The sequence below is a fragment of the Desulfosporosinus acididurans genome (assembly GCF_001029285.1).
Classification (GTDB): Bacteria; Bacillota; Desulfitobacteriia; order Desulfitobacteriales; family Desulfitobacteriaceae; genus Desulfosporosinus; species Desulfosporosinus acididurans.
Window position 1 is genome coordinate 40048 of sequence record NZ_LDZY01000016.1, and the last position, 16794, is coordinate 56841.

At 43.5% G+C, this 16794-nt stretch carries 9 protein-coding genes; 1 reads left to right on the top strand and 8 read right to left on the bottom strand.

Annotated elements, in window-relative coordinates; all coding sequences use genetic code 11:
- Window positions 1–9: 9 nt before the first annotated feature.
- The 6 genes from DEAC_RS18795 to DEAC_RS18820 all read right to left on the bottom strand — a co-directional run bounded on the left by DEAC_RS18795 (window position 10) and on the right by DEAC_RS18820 (window position 13388).
- Window positions 10–960, bottom strand: a complete 951-nt coding sequence (locus tag DEAC_RS18795) for a 4Fe-4S ferredoxin (RefSeq protein WP_047811621.1) — start codon at window positions 958–960, stop codon at window positions 10–12.
- Window positions 953–1435 (bottom strand): hydrogenase iron-sulfur subunit, encoded by a 483-nt coding sequence (locus DEAC_RS18800; RefSeq protein ID WP_427846279.1) that lies wholly within the window; start codon window positions 1433–1435, stop codon window positions 953–955. The genes DEAC_RS18795 and DEAC_RS18800 overlap by 8 nt, the downstream gene beginning before the upstream one ends.
- 35 nt (window positions 1436–1470) lie before the next feature.
- Window positions 1471–4503, bottom strand: a complete 3033-nt coding sequence (locus DEAC_RS18805) for an FAD-dependent oxidoreductase (RefSeq protein ID WP_047811622.1) — start codon at window positions 4501–4503, stop codon at window positions 1471–1473.
- Window positions 4504–4834: 331 nt separating this feature from the next.
- Window positions 4835–8839: a helicase-exonuclease AddAB subunit AddA gene (addA, locus tag DEAC_RS18810; protein ID WP_047811623.1), complete on the bottom strand. Its 4005-nt coding sequence runs from the start codon at window positions 8837–8839 to the stop codon at window positions 4835–4837.
- Complete coding sequence (gene addB / locus DEAC_RS18815; protein WP_047811624.1) at window positions 8832–12389, bottom strand: helicase-exonuclease AddAB subunit AddB; 3558 nt, start codon at window positions 12387–12389, stop codon at window positions 8832–8834. The genes addA and addB overlap by 8 nt, the downstream gene beginning before the upstream one ends.
- A gap of 57 nt (window positions 12390–12446) precedes the next feature.
- Complete coding sequence (locus DEAC_RS18820; protein WP_047811625.1) at window positions 12447–13388, bottom strand: BadF/BadG/BcrA/BcrD ATPase family protein; 942 nt, start codon at window positions 13386–13388, stop codon at window positions 12447–12449.
- Window positions 13389–13760: 372 nt separating this feature from the next.
- Here DEAC_RS18820 and DEAC_RS18825 point away from each other — a divergent pair, with 372 nt between their 5' ends.
- Window positions 13761–14450, top strand: a complete 690-nt coding sequence (locus tag DEAC_RS18825) for a polysaccharide deacetylase family protein (RefSeq protein WP_242847211.1) — start codon at window positions 13761–13763, stop codon at window positions 14448–14450.
- A gap of 4 nt (window positions 14451–14454) precedes the next feature.
- On the opposite strand, the gene DEAC_RS18830 is transcribed toward DEAC_RS18825, so the two are convergent.
- Together DEAC_RS18830 and DEAC_RS18835 are read right to left on the bottom strand one after the other, a co-directional pair.
- Window positions 14455–15828 (bottom strand): GGDEF domain-containing protein, encoded by a 1374-nt coding sequence (locus DEAC_RS18830; protein WP_047811626.1) that lies wholly within the window; start codon window positions 15826–15828, stop codon window positions 14455–14457.
- Window positions 15829–15942: 114 nt separating this feature from the next.
- Complete coding sequence (locus tag DEAC_RS18835) at window positions 15943–16791, bottom strand: YitT family protein (RefSeq protein WP_047811627.1); 849 nt, start codon at window positions 16789–16791, stop codon at window positions 15943–15945.
- Between the last annotated feature and the right edge of the window lie 3 nt (window positions 16792–16794).

The following is a 16794-nucleotide window of genomic DNA, read 5'->3' on the forward strand; positions in this document are numbered from 1 at the left end:
GTCTTCACCTCACTCCTTTACCAAAAACGCTTCAGGGTCATCCCCGCTGTATACATTAAGAGCTGGTTTAACATCTTCGCTGATCCCGGATTCATGTTGGTACATTTCCAGCACATCGCGGCTCATCTTACGATTTAGAGCTCGAATGTCGACTCCCTGGGGACAAGCTCTGCTGCATGTGCCGCAATCAACACAGCGGCCGGCAAGATGGAGTACACGTCCTGCTTGGAAAAACAGATTCTCGGCACGGTTGACTCCGCCTGTTAACCAACGAGGAGTATTGCAATCGACGAAACATTCCTGGCAATAACAGAGTGGGCAGGCATTACGGCAGGAATAGCAGCGAATGCATTTATCCATTTGCTCACCAAAGTAAGCTTCACGTTCACTATCAGATTTCGCTTCCATCTCCAGAACATCGGCAAACAAGACCGCTTGCTCAGGAACTTCTACAGTTCCCCCGAGGTGAATGTCTTCAATGACCGGATTAGGATAACGGCAAGTTTGGCATGTCGCATCCTTTACTTCAGCAAAGGTGAACTCGCCGCTTCCCGACATACCTTTTACTGAAATTTTTCCGTCGGCAATAGTAGCTTCAATAATTTCCCCAAGTTCATTTTCAATCTTTCTCTTATCAACAACCCCTTGACAGGAAACTCCAATAATATATAAATCATCTTTAACTAATTGGTTTTCCTGCAGGAGTACAACTAAAGCTCTGCTGTCACAGCCCTTAGTGATAATAGCTTTCTTTCCCGAAATTTTATAAGAAAAAGCTGCTAAATTGTTTTCACAGGTTTCATCCCAAATGAGTTTGTCGACATCCTGCACTGTCCGTACAAAGCAAGGTGTTGCTTTCAGCGGCAAAGAACCTTTTTCATATCCTATGACTACGTCAACTTTTCCGTCGGCCAGTAATTGGCGGGCCGTTTCTCGGATCTCTTCAGTGACACTACTCATCCGTTCCACCCCCGTCCTTTACTTTAAATACACCGTTATTGGGTCCCAGTGCTGCAACACGCTCCGTTACTCCTTTTACTACTTCAGAGAAGCGAACCCCCTCTGCTGCTGATACCCAGGAGAAACTGACTCGGTCTTCTTCTAAGCCAACATGTTTTAGAAGAGATTTAATTAAAGCGAATTTTCGGCGGGCAACATAATTACCGCTGATATAGTGGCAATCACCAGGGTGACATCCAGAAACGAGGACTCCATCGGCTCCGTTAGCCATAGCTTTTAAGAGATATAAGGGGTTGATTCTCCCAGAACATGGGACGCGGATAGTTCTGATTGTCGCAGGATATTGAAAGCGGCTGACACCGGCAAGATCGGCGCCGGCGTAGCTGCACCAGTTGCATAAAAAGGCGGCAATCTTAGGCTGGTATGTTTTATTATCCGTATCAGATACGTTTACTTGACGTTCTTCCATAAACATCTACCTTTCCTTAGCCTTATTAACGCAGCTCAATTTTAGAAGAAGTTTAACATTTCTACGATTTGCTCATTGGTACATCCTCTAAGATTGATGGCACCGCAGCGACAGCTGGAGGCACATGCTCCACAGCCTTTACACAGTGCATCGTTTACTACGGCAACACGGTTTTCTAAATCAACAGATACGGCCTTAGCTGAACATACGGCTTCACAAGTTCCACAAGCAGTGCACTTGCGTTTATTAACGTAGGCTGTCAAACCTGCGGACTCAACTTGTTCTTTCGATAAGGCTACACCGGCACGTCCGGCAGCTGCTTTAGCCTGGGAGATGACTTCTTCCATATTTTTGGGGCTATGAGCAATACCGGCCATAAAGACACCGTCAGTACTAAAGTCAACAGGTCTTAATTTCATATGTGCTTCTAAGAAGAAGCCTTCGTTATTAAGAGGTACTTTGAACCACTTGGAGAGTTTTTTGCCATCTTCGGGCGCTTTAATAGCAGCCGCCAGGCAAATGACATCCGCTTCGATTTCGATGGGGCGATCGAGAACATGATCCTTAACCGTTACGACGAGGGTTTCCCCTTCTTTGCTCACAACGGGTTTATCGTTTTCACTATAACGGACGAAGAGTATCCCGCTTCTGCGAGCGAGCTCATAGTCTTCTTCAAAATAGCTGTAAGTTCTCATATCCCGATATAGAACGAAGACATTAGCTGATGGATTTTTAGCCTTAACTTTTAAGGCCAATTTAACAGATTTGGTGCAACAAGTACGGCTGCAATAAGGGTTTTCCTCGCAGCGAGAGCCAACGCATTGGATGAACACAAAATTTTGGGCTTTAGCTACGAGATCATCATGCCGAACGAGCGCTTCATCCATTTGAATTTGGGTCATAACACGAGAATCTTGACCGTAGAGATATTCCTTCGGCTGGTATTCTTGGCCGCCGATCGCTATGACGGCAACGCCATGACGAAGTTGTTCACCGTCGTTCAGGGTAGTGGTAAAGTTTCCTAAGAAACCTCCAACATCTTTAATTTCTTTGCCAACATGCAGCGTGATTTTCGGGTGACTGCTGACACGTCCGACCAACTCCGCCAGGAATGCTTTGATATCTTCCCCGCGGAATCCGGTGGAGAAGCGTTTAGCAATACCGCCGAGTTCGGGAGCTTTCTCAACCAAATGAACAACAAACCCTTGATCAGCTAAGGATAAAGCACTGGTCATTCCGGCAACTCCGCCTCCGACGACTAAAGCATCGTGATTCATTTCCATAAATACCGGTTGAACAGGCTGCTGCATTGAAGCACGGACGATAGCCAGACGGGTCAGGTCTTTCGCCTTTTCGGTAGCTTTTTCAGGTTCATTCATGTGGACCCAGGAACATTGGTCACGGATATTGGCCATATCAAACAAATGGGCGTTTAAGCCGGCTTCTTTGAGCGTTTCTTGGAATAATGGTTCGTGAGTCCGTGGACTGCAGGAAGAAACGACAATTCTATTGAGTTTATATTCCTCAATTAATTCCTTCATAGAAGCTTGAGCATCTTGTGAACAAGCGTAGATTTTCTCAGTTGCCATGACAACGGTTGGCAGAGTTTTAGCATACTCTACAACTTCCGGCACATTAACAACACTGCCAATGTTTACTCCGCAATGGCAGATAAAAACTCCTGTCCGGATAACGTCTCCGGCGACTTCTTTCTCAGCAGGATATTCTTTTTCACTGACGAGAGTACCGCGCTCTTGCGACAATAAGGCGGAAGCAGCCCCTGCGGCAGCACTAGCCTGCATTACTGTTTCCGGAATATCACGCGGGCCGCTGAAAGCTCCTGCAGCAAAGATACCTTCTCGTGAAGTATTAACACCTGTGAGAGGTTCCAGCTCAGCAAAGCCAAACTTATTGACTTTTAAATCTAAAGTTTCGGCCAAAGCTTTGGAACTTTCTCCCGGTTCCAGGCCAACAGAAAGAACAACGAGATCGAATTGTTCAGTGGAAATTTGACCGTCTTCATTGGAATAGCGAATGACAGAATCACCCGAACCGTCCTCAGCTTCAGTGACTTCATAAATACGGGAACGGATAAAGCGTACACCTTGATTATTCTTAGCATTATTGTAGTATTTTTCAAAATCTTTGCCCGGTGTTCTCATGTCCATAAAGAAAATTGTGGTATCAACAGGAATATGACTATGTTCCTTGGCGATGACCGCTTCTTTGATGGCATACATACAGCAAACGCCGGAGCAATAATTTTTATTAATCTTAGCATTTCTGGAACCCACACACTGAATCCAAGCAATCTTTTGCGGTTCTTTCTGATCAAAGGGACGGACCAAATGACCGTCAAAAGGTCCGGAGGCACTTAAGAGACGCTCGAATTCCAAGCTGGTAAGGACACTTTTAATTTTGCCGTATCCATAATATTCTAAAGAAGCAGCATCAAAGACTTTAAAGCCGGGGTTCAGGATCATTGAACCAACTTCAATTTCAATTTCCTTGACTTCCATATCATGGTTAATAGCACCAGCCTGACAGGCTTTGAGACACTTTTTGCAAATATCTTTCCCTTTGGCTTTTCCCATAGTTTGATAGAGACATTTCTGAGGATCAATAGCATAGGCATTAGGAAAGGCTTGTGAATACTGTTTATAAATGGCCTTGCGTTTTCCAATGCCTTGATTGAATTCATCATCAACTTTTACTGGGCACACTTCTGCGCAGGATCCGCAGCCGGTACATTTGTCAATATCGACAAAACGTGGCTGCTGTTTAATAGTAACTTTAAAGTTTCCTGCTTCTCCCTCGGTTTTAATCACCTGGGAATTGGTGTAAATGCGAATGTTAAGATGACGTCCGCATTCAACTAACTTAGGAGACAAAATACACATAGAGCAATCATTTGTAGGGAATGTCTTATCTAACATTGGCATAGTTCCACCAATGGCCGACGATTCTTCTACCAAATGAACCAGATATCCCGACTCTGCCAAATCAAGTGCAGATTGAATACCGGCGATCCCAGCGCCTACAATCATCACAGCACCGACTTTATTTTGACTCATTATAACACCTCTTTCATGTTTACTCTTTGCAATAGTTACAACAATCACAAGGGACATTATTACTTAAATTCGCCAAATAATTTAAAATTCCTTTCTTGAAATGCCAAAATATTATAGAAGAATTTAATTATTCAATAAGAATATATGGCTAGTATCATAAAAATAGTTTATCCAATCGTAAGACTACCACTTCTATAAGTGGGAGTGGGTCCCCCCGTACTCTGCTTCGGTGGGGGTAGAGTCCATCCTTCAGCGCGATAGCATTTGTTATGGGTTAGGCGCTTTCGGCGAAAGCGTCCACAGGACACTTTCGTCACCGAAGTCTCGATGTTCAGCTTAGCTGAACGAGTTCACTTTCCAAGGATTGCTGTATTTCTAAGCGCCGAGAATTAGCAATTATGATTTCTTTCCCTAAAGAAAAGGAATAAAGAGAACACTGAGTAACCTCTATGCCCATAAGCCTTTCTATGGCCAAAGCATAAAGTGTCAGTTGAAGGGCATAGCGATCTCTGAGAAGTTGTTCCGGGTCCTTTTCTTCCTTCCTCAGAGAATCTGTTTTGTAGTCTAGAATTTCTGCCCTGATCTCCTGTTCCTGCTTAGTGATCATGACTACATCTATGACTCCTTGAACCAGGATATTCGTTTGAGCTTGTTTCTGAGGTGGAAAAGTTATAGTAAAAGGAAGTTCCTTCAGAACTTGATCAGAACTGAAAAGACGTAACCCGAGGGACGTATGGAGCAGCTGAAGGATTTTCAGAGGTTCAATCGTCTTCTTTTGTTCTGTGGTGATAATTTCCTGCGCTTCGAGTCGATTAAGCAATTCCTTGATCTGGATTGTTTGATCCGCCGCTTCCAGCTTCAGCCAGGCTGAACCCCAATTCTTAAAGGGCAAATGCTGCATTACGGTATGCAGAGCAGTTCCTCGTTCTGCAGCTGTAAAGGAGTGAGACGATTGCAGAAATTTGGGCCTGAGAATCCGGCCTTCCCTTGCCTGAAGGCTGTGGTGTTGAGGAGTCTCATCATCGGCATACCAGTTATGCTGACGTTTTAACTCCGAAACGCTGGTTTTAGCAACCTGGCTTACGGGATGGGGATATTTCCAGCTTAAGCGGCGATTGATCTCTGTATACCATTGTTCAACAGCTATAATCTCATCAGGTATTTTGCTAGCTTCTTCACTGGTTTGGCCAAGGCAATTTTGCTCCTGCCCTTCTGCTTCTTGAGAAAGCATAAGTACTTCTTGGCGGCTCATTTCTTGTTCCGATTCCAGGCTGTGATGATAGACAATTTCCCACGATGAGTTTGCCTCAGGAATAGTTAAAACCGATTGTTCCTGTTCTTTTCCTAAACCAAGTGAAGGATGACGGACTAGAGCCGGAACAATCCAATCGAGAAAGGATTTTGCATTTCTAAGTTGATTATCAGGCAGAGGGACCTCTGGCCAGTCGGAAATTCGCTGCCACTTTAGTAGACTATTATCTAAGTTTTCTACATTCCCGTATAGAAATAGCCGTTCTTTGGCCCGAGTAAGGGCAACATAGAGAATACGCAGTTCTTCGGCTAAGGACTCTTGAGTCAGCCGCTGCTGAACAGCATATTGGATCAAAGAGGGGTAACGTACGTTATTTTCAACGTCAATGATTGGCATGCCCAGGCCTAATTGGGCGTGCAAAAGCAGCTTTCCTTTTAGACTTCGTGAATTAAAGCTTCGCCCTAAGCCCACGACAAAGACTACTGGGAATTCTAGTCCTTTACTGGCATGGACCGTAATTAAGCGAACAACATTTTCATTCTCTCCTAAGGCACGTGCATTCCCCATGTCATGGCCCTGATCCTGAAATCGCTCTAAAAATCTAAGAAAGCGGAATAAGCCCCGGTAACGTGTAGCCTCAAAGCGTTTAGCCCGGTCGTAGAGTACCCGAAGATTAGCTTGACGCTGAACTCCCCCGGGCAATGTTCCTACATAAGCCAAATACCCGCTTTCTTCATAAAGTGACCACAAAAATTCAGACAGCGACAAACGGCGGGACTGAGTACGCCATTCTTGGAGATTTGTCCAGAAATCAGCTGCTTTCTTCTTTAAGCGCGGAGCTGAGGCCAGTATGTCTCGGGCCTTTTCTTTGCGCAGCACTAGAGTATCGTTATACAAACTCAAAATCTGGGTAAACATGGTCAGGTTGTCCTCAGTAAGAGATTCCTCGGCAAAACTTGACCAGGCAGCGAGTGCCAAAGCTTCATAAAAGTCCCCTTCCGGAAGGATCATCCGCAATTTGCCAAGTTCCAGCCCGTTGAGGTCGACAAGGGGCGAACGCAGAACTGCTGCCAAAGGGATATCCAGGTGAGGATTGTCGATAACTTTAAGCAGAGACATAATAATTTCCACTTCATGTGCTGCGAAGTAACCTGTCGACGTCTCAGCATAAACCGGAATGTCTGCCTTTTGAAATTCTTCCACGAATATGGGAGCTACTGCTGAGTAGGAACGCATTAATACAACGATGTCGGAATATTGAACAGAGCGAAAATTTCCTAGATGTTTATCAAAAATCTGGAACTCAGAGTTTTGCACCATTTGTTGAATTCTCTCGCCGACAAAATGTGCTTCAATTCTAGCTTTATCAAATTCCTCCTGGGAAGATTCTTGATTTGTCAATTCCTCAGGGCTTGAACTCAGTTCCAGAGAGGAAGTTTCTCTTGACCAAGAGTCCTTAAGGCTCTTTATATCGATAAGATGAACTTCAATTGGCCCTTCGGCAGTGGGGATTGAATCTTGTCCTTTAACAAAAGAGGCACCAAACCGTAAGGCTGCTTGATCGTCATAAGTAATTTCACCGGAACCATTTGTCATAATTTGACGAAATAGAAAGTTCACGCCGTCGACAATTTCTTGACGGCTTCTAAAATTGCGGTTTAAATCAATCACCATTTTGACAGACGATGCTGTATCAACGTCTAATTCCGGATTCCAATGGGGTAAGTTCGCATACTTGGTCAGAAATAAACCGGGGTCGGCCATGCGAAAACGATAAATACTCTGTTTTACATCCCCAACCATAAAAAGGTTTGGAGAACGATCTTGGCGCGAGACACGTTTTAAAATTTGTTCCTGAACAGGATTAATGTCTTGGTATTCATCCACTAAAACTTCATGGAAATAATCCTGAATTTCCAAGGCAATAACAGTTCCTTTTTCTTCTTCTTCAAGTAAGCTAAGTGCAAAATGCTCAAGGTCTGAGAAATCTACAATGTTGCGCAGCCTTTTAGCCTCCGCATAGTTGCGGGAAAATTCTAAGACTAAACAGCCTATAGTCTGAGCCATTTTTGCCATAGGCTTTAAAGCTTCTAATTGACGCTCATGGGGATATGAAAAAAGTTCGCTCCGAAGTGTTGTTAACTTTTTTTTGGCCTCATCCCGAAGTTTTTTGCATTCTTCTTGCAATTGTTTATCCCCTTTTGAACGAGCAGTCGTTAATTTAGGGAATTTCAGGGATTCTTGTACTTGAATTTCGCTCTTTGTCCATGAATTGGAGCTTACAAGTTTTTTTAAAATCTCCACACGATTGATATCATCTTGTAATGTTTCCGCATATTGGACCGGGCCTTCAGGCTTTTGAGCGATTTGCTCAGCGCTTTTCAGATTGTTTAAGGCTTCCTGAAGAGTGTCAAGAAGTCCTTGACGAATAATTTGTCCCCATTCGCTCTCCATCAGAGTTTCCAGGTTATCCCAGAAATAAGCTTGATCAAGAGCATTAAGCCATCGCAAGGGGCTTGGCTGGCTTTGGGCAAAATCGAAGATATGCAGTATTTGTTCCATAACTGCCAGATCATCTCGGTCTGAACCGAAAGCATCAATAAGTGAGATAAAGTCGGGGTCTTCTTTGTCATACCAAGCTTCAAAGAGATCTTCAATGACATCTTGGCGGAGGAGGGTTATTTCTGCTTCGTCGGCAACTCGAAATGCTGGATCAAGATCCAATTGGTAAAAATATTTTCTGATTAACTCTAAACAAAAAGAATGCAGTGTTGTGATATTGGCTTTTTGCAGCAGAGCACGCTGCTGGAGCAGATGTTCGACTTGACGGATGTCATCCTCCTGGAACAAGGCCTCGTCGATAGCTTTGCCAATTCTCTCCCGCATTTCATTAGCGGCCGCTTTGGTAAAGGTAACGACTAGAAAGCGATCCACATCGACAGGATTGTCTAAATCTGTGATTTGTTTAATGATTCGTTCTACTAACACAGCGGTTTTACCAGAACCGGCAGCGGCAGCTACCAAGAGTTGTCCGCGTAAATTAATCGCCGTACGTTGTTCTGCAGTCCATGAAGGCTTACTCATCATGATCTCCTCCTTCCAACCAATGTAATTCACTTTTTGTTGATAGGTCATTATTCTCCGCTGAAGAGTCGATACGTTTCAGACGATTCCATAGATCTTCTTGGTCTAAGGGACGCAGTTCCCGATATTGATTTTCCGGAAGGAAGGGATCGAAGTGACATACGGGTCGATAGGAGCAATATTGACAGGCGGTGCTTTTGCCTCGGCGATAAGGATTTAAGGAGATTTCGCCTGCAAGAATTTCCTCTCCCCTTTGCCTAAGGGTTTGATAAAGATAACGTTGAAGTATGGCAAATTGGTTTTCGGTGAGAACGTTGGCTCCTTTCCTAAAGGAACCGTCTTTATTTAATCTAAGGCCCAGCAATTCGGATTGCCCTGAGGCAAATGAAGAGTCCATCGCTTCTAAAACCTGGGGGTCAGCTAATAAATAACCGCTGACTTTGACGGCTTTTAGCTTTTTCTCTTCAGCTTCCTCCGGACTGAGGGGAGACTTTTCGTCAAGCTGCGGTTCAAGCACAGGAAAATAGAGAAAACCTGCAGGCAATGGTGACGGGTTGACCGTATTCAATAAAACCTCTGCTCCCTGCAGAGCAACGCTTAGATACGTGAGCAATTGAAGATTAAGGCCGTAGTAAATGGTATCCAGAGCCAAGGTCTGTTCACGGGATTTATAATCAAGGATTCTTAAATAGACTTGTCCATGCAAGAAGGCAGCGTCAACCCGATCAATTTGTCCCGCTAAAACTAAGGAATCTCCTTCGGATAAAGGAACCTCAACTCCGGGAAGTGTTTCATTGGGACCGAATTTGACTTCCAATTGGATGGGAAGGAATACGCCTCGCCGTGCATGCTCTCCCAGTACTCGAACGGCATGATGGACTGTGCGTTTGAGTTTGTGAGTGATATAACGATAACGAGCATTGCTTAAGAGAATTTCGTGTTGTAATTGAGGTGCCAGTTGATCAGCTAACTCCGTGACAAGCGCCCAGGACTCTTCTTTTGTCAATTTTCCCCAATCCAAATCTCTTTCCTGGAGTTGTTGAGCAAAATCATGTAAAAGAGTGTGAAAAAATTCTCCCATATCCGGTCGGGAAAGTTGATACGTTGATCGTTCACGCAGCTTCAGTCCATAATGGGCAAAATGTCCAAAGGGACACTTGGAAAATTGTTCTAAGCGGGAAACACTTGCCTTTAAATGCTTGCCATAGAGGCGGCGTGCAAGTGAACGGGGAATTCGTTGTTCTTGGTTTTTGGCGGTTAGGCTGGACCGAATATAGTTCAGCTTCCGCTGATGATTAGGATCTTGACCCAGCCATCTCTCAGCAGCTTGCCAGAGGGTTGACAGAGGCTCTCCTTGCTGCTGCAGAAGTCGTAACTGATCGGCATAATATTGAAGGGCTGAGTTCCCTTGAGTAATCAATTCTAATGCTTCCTGATTGCCTAAAAAGTTCTCGGAAATTGAAAAAAGATGTTTGAGGCGCAGGATAACAGAGGAAACTGTAAGTGCTTTCCCCTCCTCATCGGTTAGAGGATACGAGACTACTAATTTTTCCCTCGCTCTTGTAAAAGCAGTATAAATAAAAAATTGTTCCTCGTAGATTTGAGCTTTCCCTTTAGGCGCGAGAGAAATTCCCTCTTTTTGTAATTGTTCTCGTTCTTCCGCATCGAGAACTCCTTCAGAAGCAGGTCTGGCCGGAAGAACTCCTTCATTGGCTCCTAAGATGAATTGAATTCGCACCTCAGGATTGCGCGAACGGTCTAAGGAACCAACGAGGACTTGATCAATTCCTGGAGGAATTTGCCCGAGTTCAAGAGCTTCGATTCCTGAGGTGAGAATTAAGAGATATTCCTCAAGGTCCAAGGTTTCGTCACCTAAACCAGATACAATTTCATCGAAGACTTGGATAACAGCGTTCCAGAGCTGCTCCTGAAGCTTGGCTTCACTCAGCTTTCCTTCGCTTAGAGATTTTTCCGCCCACCTCTTTAAGGTTAAGGGGACGTTGAGGTTCTCTAAAAATGAAAACAGTGCTTCTGTAATCTCCCGAACCGTTAAATCTTCTTTTTTCTTTATTGAACCAAGCGTATTGAATAGAGGAATAATTTGCTCATAGATAATTGATCTGCAGGTATTTAACTGAGCTTCGAATTTTTGTTCACGATCAAGTTGTTCTTCATTCTGACCCAGCGACCATTGGCGATGATAACGCCAGGGGATATTGTTTCTCCAACGTTCTCCGTGTATTCCATGCTCGAGAATATAGTTTTCCAAACGATCGATATCGTCTCTTTGCAGCGGGAAAAAGTCAGTCTTCAAGCAGCGAAAGAGCGGTTCGTACGCCCAATTACTAGAAACAACTTCAAGGATCGAGAGAACTAATTCGATGAAAGGATGATGAAGGATAGTGTGTTTATGATCAATATAAAAGGGAATCTCGTAAGATGTAAAGGCTTGAGAGATTAACTCCTGATACCCCGGAAGATCACGTGTCATAACGGACATGTCTTTCCAAAACATTCCTTCATCTCGAGCGTAGCGTCGTAATTCTCTGGCAATCCCTTCGACTTCTGCCCGTCGATTGACTGCGGAAATTATTTGAATTCCGGGTGAATCTATAGCGGGAGCAGGTGCTTGATTATAGGGAATCATAGGATAGGTAGAATAATGCTTCTCTAAATAATCGAGCCAAGGATGGTTAAAGCGTTTTGCTGTTTTAAGTATTGTCGGAGGCAGAACCTGAACTCCAGTTTCCAGGGCCAATCGCTGCAATGCTTGATAAGTTTGCCAGGGGCCTGTAAAAAACTCTTCCCCTATTTTTAACGCGCTTTCTTCCAGATCCCTTTCCTTCGCGATAATGTCCGGGTCAAGCGGAATTGTAATCACAATATCAGCGGCCGTCATAAGCAGGCGTTTTAAAACCTCAAGCTCCTGAGGAGTATAGCCATTGAAACCGTCGATCCAAACTTGGGCTCCCTGAACAAGAGGCGCAATGGGAATCTTGGCGGCTAATAGGGAAAGCTCATCATCAGGATCCCTTACATCTTGTCCAAGAGATGCTTGAAATTCTTCGTAGATTAAGGCTAAATCATGGAGTTTATTTTCCAATATCTCTTGATTGCTTTTAACATAACGCAAATCATAAGGGGTAATTCGATAGGTTTTAAATTCCCCGATCGTTTGTGCCAGAAGGTCAGCCATTCCGGGTCGAGTTGCCGAACGGGCAAAGGCTTTAAGTTCCAGACGATGCTTTAAAAGAATTCGCCGCAAAAGCATTCGTTTGCCAGTAGCCCCAATTAGAATCTTCTGTCCTCCGCCAGTTTCTGCAAAAACTCGCCAGCCCATGCGCCGAAAACTTAAGACCAGAGCCCGCAGGCTTCCACCCAAATCCGGTGTATTGGCCAGGGCCACTTCCATCTGATAGCTCGCCTGTTCGGGCACAAGCAGGATTATTGGATTTCCCCATGGTTGGTTCCGAAGTTCCCGGCGGATTTCCTCTAAGCAAAGAGTACTTTTGCCACTGCCTGCTCGGCCAATTACCAATCGGAGGCTCAAATTAATTGCTCCTTTCCAATGAAAAACATGTCTGAAATTTGGATTGCCAAATCCTTTTTAAATCTCTATATGCCGTACTTGAGAAATCTCACTTAACAGTGCTGCGCCAACAGATGGCTGATAAGAAGGTTGAAGCAATTGCAGGTTAGAAAACTCTTCATAAATAGTCAATAAAAATGTGGGCTCAATAAATTCCCAAATATGGGTAATACCTCCAACAAGCCCTAGGTCAATACCTTGAGTTTTCCGGAGCAGTGCTCTGGTAACGAGCCCTAAATCTCTTCCTGCTTGGGCAAATATTGCTTCTGCGACAGCATCCTGGTTCCGAGCCGCCTCTACAACTATAGGAACTAAAGCTGCAATATCTTTATTTGTGCGTTCTGCTTGATTCAGCCAGTCAACAATTTCACGCACTTGTTTTAGCTGCAAATGATTTGACACTATTGATTCTAAAATACTTTTAGGCCCGTAGCCATCACAGGATGCAACCATAGCTGCAAGCGCCTTACGTCCAATATCATAGCCGCTGCCCTGGTCACCTATTAAATGCCCCCAGCCCCCAATGCGAAAGACCTTTCCCTCGTCATTAACTCCGAGGGCCACAGTTCCGGTTCCAACAGCCAAAACATTTCCGAAAAATCTCCCTCTTACAGACATTAAGGCGCCAAAAGCATCATTCTCCATAACAATAGGAATATCACGAAAAGATAATCCTCGTACTTCCTCTAATTTTAGTAATTCATCTCTTAAACCATTCGCCATAATATTCCAGTCCTCAGCGGTGTCAATACCCGCAAGGCTAATTCCGATACCTTCTAAAGAACCCTCTTTCAGAGCATCGCGAATTCCGTTCACGATATTGTTTACAGCTTGAGTTCTGCCAACAACGTGATAGTTACTTGAAGGGTTGAGCTGAGAACAAAGTATTTTTCCGGTTGAATCAAGGGCTACAACTTCTGTCTTACTGCCTCCGCCGTCCACTCCGATTCTTATTCCCATGTTAGCACTTCCTATTCTATGGTAAATCAAGCATCTATTTCGGCAATCCAATTCTTTGTACTGTCCTAGAAGCATACTACAATAATAGGTTATCTAAATTATAGCACGTGTCAACGACATCAGAATGTTCCCATACTAAATTTCGCAGCAAAGGCAGCAGAACAACGGATAACCGGTCTTCTCCTGCCTTTGCTGCGAAATCGAATATGATCACGTGCTTGGAGTGAGTAGGTATGAGATAAGATTTTGAAAGAGTATGCATGGTTCAAGATATTTACCCATAGGATAATAAAGCAATTGGGGGTGTAAACGGTGCTTTTTTTGTTATTAACTCGAAGAAGACTAATTATGCTTTGCTTATTTATCACTATTATGGGAGTTATCATCTTCACCACAGCGACTTCACTAACAGCCCCTTCTTTGGTACGTATTCCAGGAACCTATTACATGGCTCATACACAGGAAAAAGTAGTTGCCTTAACTTTTGATGATGGTCCTGATCCCATTGACACGCCACAAGTCTTGGAAATACTTAAGGAAAAAGAAGTCAGAGCAACATTTTTTGTTTTAGGGCAAGCTGTTAAGGATAATCCAAGGTTATTAAAGCGTTTAGCCAATGAAGGTCATGAAATCGGAAATCATAGTTATGACCATGATTATAAACAACAACGCCTTTTGAAAGAGATTAGTCAAACGGACGACGAAGTTTATGCGGCAACGGGTATCCATACTTATTTTTATCGCCCGCCTGGAGGTTTTCTGTCAAAGGCGCAACTGGAAAGTATTAAAAAGAATGGCCATGTCGTTGCTCTCTGGAGTGTCGATAGTAAAGACTGGCGCAATCCTGGAGTTAATCAAATTGTTAAAAATGTTATGAATAATGTTTTCCCGGGAGCAATTATCCTTATGCACGATGGCGGTTATCATCGAACTCAAACTGTTAAAGCCCTGGGATTAATTATTGATTCTCTTAAAAGAGAAGGTTATCGAATCGTTACCTTAAGTGAACTAAAAAAATTTGATACAGAACGTAATTCTGAACTTAATTCGGAACTAAAGTAAACAATTATGAACCTAAGTTAGAGATACTTTTGGACTTTGGATTATAGATGGATAATTGGTTTTTGCCATTGCGTTTTGAACAATAGAGGGCATCGTCGGCAAGTTTGATGAGTTCTTCCGCTGTCAAGGCATGCAGCGGATAAACAGCCAGTCCCACCGATATTGTTGTTTGCAGCAAAGGATTATCTTCCATAATTTTGATGCGGGTAGTTTCAAGCAACCTTTCAGCAATACTGATTGCTGCTTCGAGAGGTGTCTTAGGCAAGAGAATGACAAATTCATCTCCTGCATACCGCACCACAGCATCCCCTTCCCTTACGGTTTCTAGTAAGAGTTTAGCCAGGAAACGCAAAAATTGATCCCCGACAGGATGCCCAAACTGGTCATTAATTCTCTTGAAATTGTCGCAATCAATAAAAAGAAGGGAAACCTTTCCCTTAGCAGTCTGGGCATGATTAATAGCGCGTTCTGTTAAATCGGTAAGAGAGCGAGAATTTAAAAGACCTGTTAAGCTGTCCGTTTCAGACAGGCAACGAACATGTTCGTATAAGCGGGCGTTCGCTAAAGCGACACTCACTTGGTTGGCAAAAATCTGGGCCAATTGAAGATCATCTTTGCTAAAGGTATTTAAACTCAGAGTATAGATCCAAAGAACTCCAAAAGTTTTTTCTTCTAATTTAAGGGGAATTCCCATGACAGATTCGTCATCATAGGGAGTACCTGGAATGTGTATAGACCTTGGATCATGTTCAGCATCTCCGGAAAGGACAGCTTCACCTGTTGCTGCTACCCAGCCTACCAAGCCAAAACCTACTCGGGGGTGGTTATTGAGAATACTGGTTAGTACATCAGGGTCACTTTGACTTTCACGAGCACTAATTACCCGCAGCGATTTTTCTTCATCTTCCATTAAGTAAATTGTACAGCCGTCTGCCTTAAATAAGGAAAAGGTTTGATCAACTACTTGATTCGTTAGTTCACACAAATCAAGTGTTTTCGTTAAAGAGGTCGATATATCGGATAATGCTGACATCTCTGTTTCGTGCCGCTGAATTTGACGAATTGCATCGATCTCTCGATTAACAGCAATACCAATAAAGAGATAAACCAATGTATAGAGAAGCCATTGCAGGAGTGTTAGACGATGTGTATGTTCATATAAAATAAGGAACGTTAATCCGGAGGCGAGAACGATTTGAATTAACAAAAATTCCCACGGAAAATACAGAGCAACTAGAGCTGTGATGAGGAAAAAAAAGGATACTAAAGAGATGCTTTGATCACCTAGGAGCATAATTATCAGTGTAAGACCAAACATGAAACAAATCATGGCCAAAGCCCAAATTTTATTCGGTCTCCATTTCTTCTCGCTTATCACCGTTTGCCACCTCTGTTCTATAACTGATCAAGAGACATCTTATTTTGTTTTATATGTTACTTCTACTTCTCTTTACGTTACCATAAATCCTGCACCAAAAGGGTTATATCATTTTTATTCATTTTTTAAAAATCCCCTGCCGAGAACTTCCCCGGCATTGGATACAATCATAAATGCTTCTGGGTCAACATCACGCACTGCTTGTTTTAAGCGGCCTAGTTCCGGAAGACTGACTACACAGATAATAACATTTTTAGGCTCGTTAGAATAAGCACCGCGGCCGCTTAAAAAAGTTGCTCCTCTGCCTAAGTCCACCATAATTCGATCGACCAAAGCTTCCGGTTGATCGGAAATAATCGTTATTGATTTCGAAGGAACGCCGCTTTGGATTATGTCGAGGACCCGCCCGTAGACAAAAAGATTGACTAAGGTATAGAGAGCTCTATTTGAGCCTAAGATTGCCCAGGAAACCAAAATTATCAGGCTATTGATCGCTAAAGCAGACGTTCCCATGGGCACTCCATATCTTCGATGGATAACCTTAGAAACAATATCCGTGCCTCCCAGACTTCCACCAAAACGAAACACAATACTTGAGGAAATTCCTGAAAACACACCGCCGTAGACTGCCCCAAGAAAGATATCGTTTATCGGCACTGGATGGATACCTTTAAAGAGATCAAGGAAGATAGAAAAAATGACTAATCCCCAAATGGTTTTGAAAATAAAATCTTTATTTATTTCCCTCCATCCTAAAATGAACAGCGGAACATTTAATAGGAATGTCATTAAGCCAATAGGGAGTTTTAATGTGTAAAGCAGCAACAGTGCTATGCCGCCGACCCCTCCACCGCCAAGCCCAGAAGGGACGACAAAGGCTTGAATTCCATATGCGGCAATAATTGCCCCGGCAGCTATTGCCAAAATGCCGCCAATAGATTTCGTACGTTTCGTTAACTTCATGCC